This window comes from Acinetobacter pittii (genome assembly GCF_034064985.1).
Lineage (GTDB): Bacteria > Pseudomonadota > Gammaproteobacteria > Pseudomonadales > Moraxellaceae > Acinetobacter > Acinetobacter pittii_H.
In genome coordinates this window covers 1,949,583-1,961,968 of the sequence record NZ_CP139249.1, presented here as the reverse complement: position 1 = coordinate 1,961,968, position 12,386 = coordinate 1,949,583, and the positions used below count along the sequence as shown (strand labels likewise).

At 36.1% G+C, this 12,386-nt stretch carries 11 protein-coding genes; 8 read left to right on the top strand and 3 right to left on the bottom strand.

The features are described from left to right. Position 1: 1 nt before the first annotated feature. The 3 genes from SOI76_RS09305 to SOI76_RS09295 are packed head-to-tail and all read left to right on the top strand — an operon-like array spanning position 2 to position 2,101. Positions 2-841: an ABC transporter ATP-binding protein gene (locus SOI76_RS09305; RefSeq protein WP_104079618.1), complete on the top strand. Its 840-nt coding sequence runs from the start codon at positions 2-4 to the stop codon at positions 839-841. Then, entirely contained in the window at positions 838-1,836 is a 999-nt protein-coding gene (locus SOI76_RS09300) for a HEAT repeat domain-containing protein (protein ID WP_104079619.1), read from the top strand. Before SOI76_RS09305 ends, SOI76_RS09300 begins: the two co-directional genes overlap by 4 nt. Continuing rightward, the gene (locus SOI76_RS09295) at positions 1,820-2,101 is read left to right on the top strand and encodes a gamma-butyrobetaine hydroxylase-like domain-containing protein (protein ID WP_001167101.1); all 282 of its coding nucleotides are present in this window, start codon (positions 1,820-1,822) and stop codon (positions 2,099-2,101) included. Before SOI76_RS09300 ends, SOI76_RS09295 begins: the two co-directional genes overlap by 17 nt. Positions 2,102-2,140: 39 nt before the next feature. Here SOI76_RS09295 and pcaT read toward each other — a convergent pair whose 3' ends face one another. Continuing rightward, the gene (gene pcaT / locus SOI76_RS09290) at positions 2,141-3,427 is read right to left on the bottom strand and encodes an MFS transporter (protein WP_002113740.1); all 1,287 of its coding nucleotides are present in this window, start codon (positions 3,425-3,427) and stop codon (positions 2,141-2,143) included. A 516-nt stretch (positions 3,428-3,943) separates the two neighbouring features. Between pcaT and fatA the strand changes: the two genes are divergently transcribed. Further along, the gene (gene fatA / locus SOI76_RS09285) at positions 3,944-6,148 is read left to right on the top strand and encodes a TonB-dependent siderophore receptor (protein ID WP_104079620.1); all 2,205 of its coding nucleotides are present in this window, start codon (positions 3,944-3,946) and stop codon (positions 6,146-6,148) included. Positions 6,149-6,202: 54 nt separating this feature from the next. Here fatA and aspA read toward each other — a convergent pair whose 3' ends face one another. Beyond that, positions 6,203-7,621 carry an aspartate ammonia-lyase gene (aspA, locus tag SOI76_RS09280; protein ID WP_032054960.1) on the bottom strand — a complete coding sequence of 473 codons (1,419 nt, stop codon included), beginning with the start codon at positions 7,619-7,621 and terminating at the stop codon, positions 6,203-6,205. Between the two features lie 417 nt (positions 7,622-8,038). Between aspA and SOI76_RS09275 the strand changes: the two genes are divergently transcribed. From SOI76_RS09275 to SOI76_RS09260, 4 genes are all read left to right on the top strand, one after another. Further along, positions 8,039-8,221 (top strand): hypothetical protein, encoded by a 183-nt coding sequence (locus SOI76_RS09275; RefSeq protein ID WP_104079621.1) that lies wholly within the window; start codon positions 8,039-8,041, stop codon positions 8,219-8,221. 110 nt (positions 8,222-8,331) lie between these two features. Then, entirely contained in the window at positions 8,332-8,553 is a 222-nt protein-coding gene (locus SOI76_RS09270) for a hypothetical protein (RefSeq protein ID WP_080649678.1), read from the top strand. Positions 8,554-9,101: 548 nt separating this feature from the next. Further along, positions 9,102-9,995 carry a LysR substrate-binding domain-containing protein gene (gene yjiE / locus SOI76_RS09265; protein WP_032062278.1) on the top strand — a complete coding sequence of 298 codons (894 nt, stop codon included), beginning with the start codon at positions 9,102-9,104 and terminating at the stop codon, positions 9,993-9,995. A gap of 233 nt (positions 9,996-10,228) precedes the next feature. After that, positions 10,229-11,122 carry a LysR family transcriptional regulator gene (locus tag SOI76_RS09260; RefSeq protein ID WP_003651675.1) on the top strand — a complete coding sequence of 298 codons (894 nt, stop codon included), beginning with the start codon at positions 10,229-10,231 and terminating at the stop codon, positions 11,120-11,122. 47 nt (positions 11,123-11,169) lie between these two features. Here the strand turns inward: SOI76_RS09260 and SOI76_RS09255 are convergent, their stop codons facing one another. Beyond that, entirely contained in the window at positions 11,170-12,342 is a 1,173-nt protein-coding gene (locus tag SOI76_RS09255) for a thiolase family protein (RefSeq protein ID WP_104079622.1), read from the bottom strand. Positions 12,343-12,386: the final 44 nt, after the last annotated feature.

Below are 12,386 nucleotides of genomic sequence, written 5' to 3'. Positions count from 1 at the left end.
AATGTCAATTACACAAGGCCATGTACGTATTCAAAATCTATCTCTACATTTAGGGCAAGCTAAAAATCGTTTTCAGGCATTAGATCGGGTTAATTTCGAAATACAACCGGGCGAGTTTATATGTCTACTTGGCCCATCTGGTTGTGGTAAATCAACATTATTAGGCGCTTTAGCAGGGCATTTACCAATTAGTTCTGGGTCTTTAACGGTCGATGATGAATCGATATTTGAACCGCATCCAGATAGAGGTTTGGTGTTTCAGCAACATACCTTATTTCCGTGGAAAAGCGTGCTCGAAAATATTGCCTTTGGTTTAAAAATGAAAGGCATCGCTAAACAAAAGCGTATTGAACAAGCTCAGAAAATGATTGATCTGGTCGGACTTAAAGGTTTTGAACATAAATTTCCAGCTGAACTTTCTGGTGGCATGCAGCAACGAGTTGAAATTGCGAGAGTATTGATTAATCAACCTCGCATTTTATTAATGGATGAGCCTTTTGGTGCGTTAGATGCTCAAACTCGTTTAAAAATGCAAATGCTATTACTCGAAATTTGGCAAGAAATTCAAACATCGGTTTTATTTATTACCCACGATATTGATGAGGCACTTTTTTTAGCCGATCGAGTGTTGATTATGAGCCATCGACCGGGGCGAATTATTGAAGAAATTCCGCTTAAGTTTGAACGCCCAAGAGATGTTGAGCTTGTAACAAGTAGTGAATTTACCTCCATCAAAAAACATTGCATCCAGACTTTAAAAGAAGCCACTCAACAAGAAGAGTTAAGCCGCTTAAATCCATTAGGGCTTGGAAAGAAATCACAAATTAAGGAATACGAATGAGTTTTTATTATCAAGCTTTAGATGATATCGATGAATATAATCAGGAATTTCTCGCGCAGCTCAATCATGCAGATGAAAAGATACGCTTTGTCGCTTTAATGAATATAGGTGATGAAGAAAATCCGGATTTACTTCCGTGGTTGCATGCAGCACTACAACACGACTCTTCAGCTTTAGTTCGTGAAGAAGCGGCAAAAAACTTAGAAAGCTGGGAAGACCCAACCAGTTTGCAAGTATTGGCGCAAGCCTTATTTGATGTTGATCTGAATGTGAGACAAGCTGCCAGCCAGAGTTTAAGTGAAGTCAAAAATGTGGCATCAGCCCAGATACTGGCACCGTATTTAAAGCATACGGATACTTTTGCTCTTGGTGCAATTCTGCGTGCTTTAAAACCTTTACGACCACAGCAATTATTTGAAGAGATATCCGCTTTAGTACACCATGAAGATGTACTTGTGCGCCGTGAGGCAGTCAGTGCATTAAGTTGGTTACAACAAGACCAAGCGATTATGATATTGGCAAAAATTGCCGAAACAGATATAGATGATGAGGTCCGCCGTATTGCAACAGGTGGTTTGGCTTATAGTCAGAGTATATCCGCAGGGGTTATTCAAGCACTTCAACATTCTTTAACTTCGGAAAGTTGGCAACTAAGAGTTGAAGCTGCACTTACTATTGGGAAATTACATATCGTTCAGCTCGAAACTCCCTTAATTCATGCTTTATCTGACTTATATTGGCAAGTACGTATTGCCGCAGTTCGAAGCTTAGGGTTACTCAAGTCGCGTCTGGCAGTAGCTCATTTGACTGATAACTTTAATCATGAAATTAGTAACTTACGTAAAGAAGTCGCTTTAGCACTCGGTGAAATTGGCACATCAGAAGCTCAAACGTTATTGGAACAACATCAAAATGATCCAGATCCTGAAGTACGAAAAGCGATTCGTATTGGATTAAATCAAATTGGTGAGGTGAAGTATGCAAATCAGACCTGATATCCGTGTCGACACTATAAATAAGCAGGTTCACTTTATATGGACCGATGGCTCAAGCGTATGTCTGAGTCATCAAAGTTTAAGGGAAATTTGCCCATGTGGCTTTTGCCGAGCGAAGCGGATTAAACAAATTAAAATAGAGCATCAAAACGTTGAAGTGACAGCTATGTTTGATCAAGGTTATGGTGCCCAAATTTGCTTTAGCGATGGGCATGATAAAGGGATTTTTCCGTGGGCTTTTTTAAAAGAATTTGCTAAGGGCTAAAAGATGCCTTCTGCTTGGGACAGAAGGCATCTTATTTAATTAATGATCATGTTCTAAATAATCTGGTTTTTTAGGAAGCGCAAGGCTACATAAGAAACAGATAATCAGCATGACAATCACATAAATAAAGAAGGTGTTTTCAATTCCAGCGGCTTTGAACTGCAAGGCAACCGAAGGCGCAGAACCACCAAACAGCGCATTACCTACTGCATACGAAAAACCTACGCCTAAAGCTCGTACATGAGGTGGGAACATTTCAGCTTTTACCAATCCACTAATAGAAGTATAGAAGCTGAGTAACATCATCATAAAAATAAGTAGCAAGGCAATAATGATCGGCGAATCAATATAGGCACGCATCCCGATCACCATGACTGGGTAGATAAAAATCGCAGACAATAAGCTAAAGGCCAGCATTGAAGAGCGTCGCCCAATACGGTCCGAAATTGCACCAAATACAGGTTGAGCACACATATAGACAAATAGGGCGAAGGTCATGATATAACCAACGGTTTTTCCATCCATCCCTAAGTTGGTTAAATAGGTTTTTGAATAAACAGTTTCTACATAAAACGTTAATGAACCAGCAGAAGTGTATCCAACCACCAATAAAAAGGTTTTCCAGTGCTTTTTAAAGAGCTCTCTTAAGCTACCAGACTCTTTTCGTTCACTATCTTGATGAGAAAGCGTTTCTTCTAAACGACTACGTGCAAGCAAAGATAAGATTGCTGCGATACCACCAATAACAAATGGAATACGCCAACCGCCATCATGTAATTGTTGTTCACTTAAGAACGTCAATAAAATAACGCCCAGTAAACTTGCAAGTAATTGACCACCAGAGAGAGTGACATATTGGAAAGATGAGTAAAAACCACGCTGACCTTTTAAGCCTAATTCACTCATATATGTTGCTACTGCACCATATTCACCACCAACCGATAAGCCTTGAAGTAAACGCACTACCAATAAAAGAAACGGGGCAAATAAGCCAACTTGGTCATAAGTGGGCAGGGCTGCAAATAAAAAAGAACTTAAAGCCATGAGACAAATTGAAATGACCATCGATTTTTTTCGACCATGCCGGTCTGCAATACGCCCAAATACCCAACTACCAATAGGACGCATAAAAAAGCTTGCAGCGAATACCCCCCACACATAGATAGATTTAGTCGTACTATCCATATCTGGTGCTGTTAGAGCTTGAGTAAAGTAGGCAGCAAATACTGCATAGATATAAAAGTCGAACCATTCAACTAAATTACCAGAGGCTGCGCCTACAATCCCACGTATTCTGCTACGTTTTTCTTCCTGAGTGTATGTCATATTTCTTCCATCATTTTGCAGACAAAAACGAGGAATTTTTTAGATATGCTGGATAGAAAATAGAATGAAACTTTAAATATCACTCAATCCTGAGCATGTCCTTAAATTCCTAACCATTCATTTTTTCTAATTTTAAAATTCGATTCTAGTGAGATTACGTCCTTTTGTTCGATTTAATGATATTTTTACCGATGATCGAACACTTCCTTTCATTTAACTTAATAATTAATTGTATTTAAAATCAGTAAGCTAATTTACAACGGTACTTTTCTATTTTATTTCTCCTTTTAAGTTCCATTTCGAGCTTAAGTTTATTTTGAATATTTGGTAATACTTAAAAAGTTATAGCGTCAATTCCTAATAAAATAAATGAAATTTATATAATGATAAGTTCATAAAAATTGAATCAAATACACTTAATCGAAAAAATACAGAATATGTTGTTTCTCAATATATGTAGCGGTATTCTTGCGTGGCTAAAAATAGGCTCGGTAGTTACTTCTAGCGCTTCAAATTATGCACGGTATGGCAGGTAGTTATTCAATGGAAAGACATTCGTTAAATCTTCACTTTATGACATGCTCTAAAACAGCATTGGCTTCATCTATTGCACTCATAACATCTGTTGTCTATGCAAATGAAGCAGAGGTTTCCCAACTCCCAACCATTACTGTGAATGCTATACAAAATAATGATGCACTATATACGTCTAAAAAAGTTAATTTATCTGGTTTTCAAACTAGTGATGTAAAGAAAGTTCCTGCATCTATTACAACCATTACCTCTGAGCGTATAGCAGACCAACACGCAAAAACTTTAACTGATGTTATTAAAAACGATTCTTCTTTAGGGGATGGCTATGCTGCAATTGGCTACTATCCAAATTTTGTAGCACGTGGTTTTGCGCTTGATTTAGGCTCAAGTTATCTTATTAATGGCCATACTATACGTGGCGAACAAAATGTGGCTTTAGAAAATAAAGAACAAGTTGAAATCTTAAAAGGCATTTCTGCAATTCAAAGTGGAATGTCGACACCAGGTGGTGTTGTTAACTATGTCACGAAAAGACCTGCCGATGTTAAAAACATTACTGTAGATGCAAATTCAGAAGGCGGCTATACACTGGCAACAGATGTCGGCGGCTTTGTTAATGATAGTTTTGGTTATCGAATCAATTTAGCACATGAAAGCATCCATCCAAATGTTGATCACGCAAATGGTAAGCGTGAGTTTGGTTCAGTAGCTTTAGACTGGAAAATTAATGAGCGTTCTAAATTATTGTTTGATATTGAAGCTCAGCATCAAAGTCAACGTTCAGTACCAGGTTATCAACTGCTTGATGGGCACGAAGTACCAACAAATGTAGATCAAGACCGTTTATTGGGTTACCAGTCTTGGAGTAAACCTGTTGTAAATAACAGTGTAAATGCAAGTTTGAAATATCAATATGCATTTAACGATCAATGGAATGCTAGCTTAAGCGCATCGCAAAGCCGTGTTGTGATTGATGATAATAGTGCTTTCCCATGGGGATGTTATAACGATAATTGTGAATATTCTGGTTTGGGCAATACTTTTGATAAACACGGTAATTATGATATTTACGATTTCCGTAGCCCAGATGACACGCGTATTACCAACCAGTTTGCCGCTGGGTTAAATGGACAATTCAACACTGGCAACATTCAGCATCAAATCGCTCTCGAATTACAACGTACTTATAAAACCTTAAAGCACCATACACCACTGAATGTAGCGGTAGGAACAGGCAATATCTATGAAGATACGATTGACTACAGTCGCTCATCAGAAAGTCCAGGTGATCGTTATAAAGCCTTAGAAAGTGATCAGACTGCATTTACTGTATCTGACCGAGTTCAATTTAACGATCAATGGTCAACTTTACTCGGTGGAAAACTTATTCATCTTGATGAGCAAGCTTATAATTCAGATGGGCAGCGAAGCCGTGATACCGATTTAAATAAGTTCTTGCCACAATTAGCGCTCATGTATAGTCCAACTTCCAAAACCAATCTTTATGCTTCATATGCCAAAGGTTTATCAGATGGTGGTGAAGCTCCGTGGTTCGCTAATAATGCTCTAGAAGTTCTATCTCCTAAAAACTCTGAACAATATGAAGTTGGTATTAAGCAACAAATTCGGAACTTCTTAGTAACAGCAGCTATTTTTGATTTAAAACAAGATAATCAATATAGCAAAGTGAATGCAGATGGAACTTTCGATTTTGTTTCACAAGGTGAACAACACAATCAAGGTATTGAATTAGGTTTAACAGGTGCTTTAACTGATAAACTAGATGTAAGTTCAGGTATTACCTATACCAAATCTCGTCTAGTTGATATTGATAATGACAGCTACAAAGGTCATCAAACTCAAAATGTACCGAAAGTACGCGCAACTGCACAGTTATCTTATAAAGTTCCGTCAGTTGAAGGATTAAGATTATTGAGTGGCATGCAATACAGTAGCAGTAAATATGCAAACAAAGAGGGAACTGCAAAAGTAGGCGGATATAGCGTCTTTAATATTGGTGCTGCCTATAAAACAAATTTTGCTGGGCATGACACAACTTTTAGATTCAATATTGATAACCTATTTAATAAGAAATATTGGCGTGATGTAGGCGCATTTATGGGTGATGACTACTTATTTTTAGGTAATCCTCGTACAGCTCAGTTCTCTACAACTTTTAGTTTTTAAAATATAAAACAAATAAAAAAGGAGCTTCGAAAAGCTCCTTTTTTATTTCAGGAATTAAGCCGACATTTTTGGTTTAACCATATTATTAATCGACAAGATATCATTAAGCACTTGTGCCGATAATAAACCTTCATTTTGAACTAAAGCCAATACGCTTTGTCCAGTTTCGTTTGCGGTTTTAGCAATACGAGTTGTAGTTTCATAACCTAGATATGGGTTAAGTGCAGTCACGATACCAATTGAGTTTTCAACCAAAGCTTTACAGTGTTCAGGGTTCGCCGTAATTGTATCAATACACTTAGTTTGGAACATTGCCATTGCTTTACCGAGCAAGTCCATCGATTCAAATAGTTTGAATGCAATAAGTGGTTCCATTGCATTTAACTGTAATTGACCAGCCTCAGCAGCTAAAGTTACAGCCAAGTCATTTGCAATAATTTGGAAACAAGCAAGGTTCATTGCTTCAGGTATAACTGGGTTTACCTTACCCGGCATGATCGAGCTACCCGGTTGGCGAGCTTCTAAATTAATTTCATTAATGCCAGTACGTGGACCACTTGAAAGTAAACGTAAGTCATTGGCAATTTTTGAAAGTTTAGTTGCGGTACGCTTTAATAAACCAGATAAAAGAACAAAGTCACCCATATCTGAAGTTGCTTCAATTAGATCAGGAGCAGATTTAATTTTCTTACCAGAAATTTTTGCAAGTGCTTGAATCGCAAGTTCACGGTAACTATATTCAGTAGTAATTCCCGTACCAATCGCCGTACCACCAAGGTTCATATAGGCTAAAACATTTGGAATAAGCGTATTAATTTGCTCAAGGTCTTTTTGTAAAGTTACTGCAAAAGCACCAAACTCTTGACCTAATGTCATTGGCACAGCGTCTTGTAACTGTGTACGGCCCATTTTTAAGATGTGAGCAAATTCTTGAGATTTATTGCGGAAACTTAAGATTAAATTGTTAAAAGGAAGATTTAGTTCATCTAAGCTTAATAACAAACCTAAGCGAATTGCAGTAGGGTATACGTCATTTGTTGACTGTGACATGTTAATGTCGTTATTAGGATGCAAATATTGATATTGGCCTTTTGCATGTCCCATATATTCTAAAGCGACGTTTGCTAATACTTCATTTGCATTCATATTGGTTGAAGTACCAGCACCGCCTTGCATCATATCAATCGGGAACTGGTCGTGAAAATTACCACGAATAAGTTGATTACAGCTATATTCAATCGCTTCAAATTTAGTCTGATCTAAGCTTTTAAGATTATAGTTCGCTTCAGCACAAGCAAGCTTTACCATTGCTAAAGCTTTAATAAGGTGAGGGAAATTTCCGACCTTGCTTTGAGTTAAATTAAAGTTTTCTAGAGCACGTAATGTTTGTACCCCGTAGTAGTCGTTATTATTGATCTCTCTATAACCAATAAGATCCTTCTCAATACGGGTGGTAATTTCAGCGTTCATCATTAAACTTCGAATTAGTAAAGAAGATAATTCATATTAGATTTCGAAATGCTTCACTTCTAATGCATTTATCAAGTTGATTATGCATTTTTTGCATATCAAGTTTTTAATTTTACAATGAATGCACTAGGAGATTCCGTTTTTAACTATCAATTCGAATGGAATTTTGCTATTTAAATTAATAACTTAATATTAAGATAAATTTAATTTCAAAATTTGTTTTATGAAGTAGATAATTATCTAATTTTTTAAAAATAACTTTTTAAAAAAATATAGGATTGATTAATTTAAGTGAAATATCAACTTAATTATCTATATTATTTTCTTTTAAAATGAAGCTTATCTAACAAATTTATATAAAAATGTGATGCATTTCACATAAAAAGCACTATAATACGAAAAAATCTTAGTTTTAAGTTTATGTTAAAAATCACAGCCGCATTAATTATCTTGGGAAGTTTTACATACTATGTACTTTGCCACGGTGAAGAGAAAAGTGAGTCTAAAACTTCTCGTCTGCTTAAAGAAGCAGAGCAATCTATTGCTTCTGCTGAAACCTCTGTAAACAAGGCCAATAGTATTGTACCCATATCTTATAAATAGCCCGCAGTTCTTAGGTTAACCTTTTATATCATCCATCAAAATATTGTTTTACTTAAACTTTCTTAAAATTTAGGTAAAAGACTGTATGTATAGAGACAAAATTCATGAGAATGAAGTTTATCGCCTATGATCCCAACTCTGGGGAAAAATTAAACTTAAAAGAGCATATTCACCATATGGATAAATACACCACTTATATCTTTTTTAGCGATGAAAAAGACAATATGGTTTTTAATCCCCAGAAAAAGCAAGTTTTTGAAATTACTCAATATACTTCTAATATGATGGTTGAAATTTCAAGGAAGCTATATTATCTCATTGGTGAATATTAGAAATTCATTTTTTAATTCAATCTTAAGCTAAATACTTTAGTAGAATAGTCAGGTTTTTTTGTTTGGGCTATACTGCAAACATATCTTCTGATTTAGATGAATTTATTAAATCAAAGAGCTTAAATCCTGAAATAGGCAATATATTAATTTTTCAGTTTTACATTCCGTATTCTTCCCCAAGGTGCGGACTTTTTTTATTAAAAATAAAACTTGAGTAAATTTTAGGATTATTTCTGTTTTTTATTAAGGTGAAATTTGTTATTTACTTGAATTATATTAACCTTAGTTTTTGATTTAAAATAATTTTTAGAATAATAATTTTATCTTTTTATGAGTTGTTGAGTTAAATCAAAGTCTTTTATTCTCTTAAGCTCGTTTCTATGTCAGAATTATTCAATACCTATTTTTATTGTTTGGCTTTGCCAATCCTTCATCGCATTTTTGCAGGTACTCCCATGTTTTACAGTTTTTATTCATCTATTCAGCTATTTATTCAGCTTCCCAACCAGACAAATTAAGGACATAACTATAAAAAGGGAATGCATAAAATGAATTTAGAAGTACGTTGGGTAGAAGACCTTTTGACACTTGAACGAGAGCGTTCTATTTCAAAAGCAGCCGAAAAACGATTTATTAGTCAATCTGCGTTTACGCGTAGAATTCAGCAAATAGAAGAGATGATTGGAGCTGAAGTCATTATTAGAAATAATAAAAATAATATTGAATTTACAGACATCGGGCGAATTATGCTGGTCATGTCTAAAAATATTGAGAAGCAGGTAGAAGAAACAGCAAAGCTGATTAAAAACATCAAAAATGAAACCGAATCTACTATTCGTTTTTGTGTGGTTCACTCATTAGCATCGGGTTTTTTAACGACTTTTTTAAAAAAATTTCCAACGTTTATGCGTGATTTAAAAATTGAAATTGTCGCGACGAATAGTGGTGAAGGCTTATCTCTTTTAAAAGAAGGTGCCTGCGATTTTATGATTTGTTATGCAGATCGATCTAATATCAATCGAGTTGGCGATGATATTTTAAGTGGCATCAAGATCGCTGAAACAGAGATTGTTCCAGTGTCAGCTACCGAAGCAGATCATACGCCTAAGCATACAATTCAGAGTAATTTTTCATTACTTGCTTATAGTAAACATGCTTATTTGCGTAAATTGGTCGATCAATTGATTGAAGGTAAACTGATCTATAAAACCTTATATGAAACTGACAATGCCACCAACTTGAAAGAGCTTGTATTACAAGGTTTAGGTGTCGCATGGATTCCAAAAATTAATGTAGAGGAAGATCTGGCTACCGGGAAATTGGTCATGTTGGACCATAAAGAATATTGCCTGCCACAGGATATTTATATTTTTAAAAATAACTTGAGTGATAACAAATCAGTTCAGCAAATCTGGAAGGGCTTCCAAACTCAGCATGATTAAAATTTATAATGATATGTGATGTATTTAACATATTTACATACAAAGTAATCAATTAAATAGCTCATACCTTTGTCTTTGTGATGAAAGGCTTTATAAAGCATTGCTCATGGTCTAGATTCTTTGTTAATTTAGACCATATATCAATAATTCAGAAATCTAGTAAGCATTTTTATATCTGCTGTGCCTGATTTCATTCCTTTTGAATGGATTATTTGATCCAGACGGAGACAATTTTGTTTGATCTAGATAGTAGATTACTAAATATTTTTTATCATATTTATCGGTTTAAAAGTGTTTCAATGGCTGCTGATGCGATTGGCCTTACACAACCGAGTGTTAGTAATGGACTCAACAAAATCCGTCAGCATTTTAATGACCCGCTTTTTATTCGTGTTGGGAATGAAATGATTCCAACCGAATTAGCAAAAGAGATTTTTCCACTCATTAGTGAAGTGATTGATAAAGTAGAAAGCATTAATAACTTTAGTGTGAACTTTGATCCGCTAACTTCAGATCAGCTTTTTACAATTGCGATGACAGATGTCTCTCATCTGGTTTTATTACCGCAATTAACCAACTATTTAAAAGAGAAAGCGCCTTTAATTCGCTTGAATATTAGGCCGATTACGCCAGAAACCAGCTACCAAATGGCAAATGGTGAAATTGACCTCGCAATTGGTTTTTTACCCCAGTTAGAAGAAGGCTTTTATCAACAAAAGTTTTTTAAACAGCATTATGTGGTGATTAGCTCTAAAAGCCATCCTCGTTTAGACCCAAATAATTTCACTTTAGATGATTATATGCGCGAATATCATATCGATATTGATGCAGGAATCGGGCACTACCATATTAAAAATGAATTACAGAACAAAGGATTAGATCGAAATATTTTAATTCGATTACCGAGCTATCTTGGAGTGGGATTAGTCGTTCAAGAAACAGATGCGATCGCAACGGTACCGTATTATTTAAGCCAAGTCTTATTGGTGAGAGAAAATTTACAGATTTTACCGGCACCTCTAGACTTTCCAACTTATGATGTTAAACAACATTGGCATATGTCTTGCCATCATAAAAGTAGCCATAAATGGTTCCGTCAAACCTGTTATGAACTTTTTAAAGTCTAAAAAAAAGATGTAAGAAAAATTCTTACATCTTCCGTGCACTTTAATTTTTAGATTTCAATTGCAACAGCTGTAGCTTCACCACCACCAATACATAATGCAGCAACACCTTTCTTCTTACCAAGGCGTTTTAAAGCATAGATAAGAGAAAGAATAATTCTTGAGCCTGTTGCACCAATTGGGTGACCTAAAGCACAAGCACCACCATGTACGTTGACTTTTGCTTCATCAATGCCGAGCTCATGAATTGGTGCCATTGCCACCATTGCAAAAGCTTCATTAATTTCCCAAGCATCTACCTCGTCAACTGACCAACCAGCGCGCTCTAGCACTTTTTGAATTGCACTAATCGGAGCAATGGTAAATTCACTTGGATGCTGTGAGTGAGTCGAAGTTGCAACAATTTTCGCCAAAGTATTTAAACCATGACTTTGAGCATATTCTTCAGTGGTGAGTACTAACGCAGCCGCACCATCAGAAATTGAGCTTGAGTTTGCAGCAGTAATTGTTCCATCTTTACTAAAAGCTGGGCGTAATGTTGGGATCTTCTCAAGATTGGCTTTTAATGGCTGTTCATCTTGATCGATAACTTCAACACCTTTACGTGTTTTGACTTCAACAGGAACAATCTCTTCTTTGAAATAACCTTCAGTAATCGCAGTGTGCGCTTTTTTAAGTGAAGAAATTGCAAAGTTATCCATTTGCTCACGTGTAAAGCCTTTAGTGTTTGCCATGTCTTGCGCAAACGAACCCATTAAACGGCCTGTTTCAGCATCTTCAAGACCATCTAAAAACATATGGTCCTTAATTTCACCGTGTCCCATACGGTAACCACCGCGAGCTTTCGGTAAAATATAAGGTGCATTGGTCATAGATTCCATACCACCGGCAACAATAATATTGGCACTGCCTGCTTTTAAAGTGTCTGAAGCCATTAACACCGCTTTCATGGCAGAGCCACACAGTTTATTAATAGTCACTGCACCGACATGGTCAGGTACACCAGCTTTACGCATCGCTTGACGAGCTGGACCTTGGCCTATGCCTGCACTCAATACACAACCAAAAATAACTTCATTTATTTGGTCAGGTGCAACGCCTGCACGTTGAATCGATTCACGAATGACAGCCGCGCCAAGTTCTGGTGCAGTTAAAGCGGATAGGCTGCCTTGAAAACCGCCCATTGCAGTACGGCTACCTGAAACTATAACAATTGAACTCATCTTAATATCTCTTATTGATGTATTTGCTAAATTTGCCTTTAGCC

What these genes read in the sequence shown, in the direction of transcription:
- SOI76_RS09305 (WP_104079618.1), top strand. Translation starts at nt 2, where the DNA reads ATGTCAATTACACAAGGCCATGTACGTATTCAAAATCTATCTCTACAT.
- SOI76_RS09300 (WP_104079619.1), top strand. Translation starts at nt 838, where the DNA reads ATGAGTTTTTATTATCAAGCTTTAGATGATATCGATGAATATAATCAG.
- SOI76_RS09295 (WP_001167101.1), top strand. Translation starts at nt 1,820, where the DNA reads ATGCAAATCAGACCTGATATCCGTGTCGACACTATAAATAAGCAGGTT.
- pcaT (WP_002113740.1), bottom strand. Translation starts at nt 3,427, where the DNA reads ATGACATACACTCAGGAAGAAAAACGTAGCAGAATACGTGGGATTGTA.
- fatA (WP_104079620.1), top strand. Translation starts at nt 3,944, where the DNA reads ATGCACGGTATGGCAGGTAGTTATTCAATGGAAAGACATTCGTTAAAT.
- aspA (WP_032054960.1), bottom strand. Translation starts at nt 7,621, where the DNA reads ATGATGAACGCTGAAATTACCACCCGTATTGAGAAGGATCTTATTGGT.
- SOI76_RS09275 (WP_104079621.1), top strand. Translation starts at nt 8,039, where the DNA reads ATGTTAAAAATCACAGCCGCATTAATTATCTTGGGAAGTTTTACATAC.
- SOI76_RS09270 (WP_080649678.1), top strand. Translation starts at nt 8,332, where the DNA reads ATGAAGTTTATCGCCTATGATCCCAACTCTGGGGAAAAATTAAACTTA.
- yjiE (WP_032062278.1), top strand. Translation starts at nt 9,102, where the DNA reads ATGAATTTAGAAGTACGTTGGGTAGAAGACCTTTTGACACTTGAACGA.
- SOI76_RS09255 (WP_104079622.1), bottom strand. Translation starts at nt 12,342, where the DNA reads ATGAGTTCAATTGTTATAGTTTCAGGTAGCCGTACTGCAATGGGCGGT.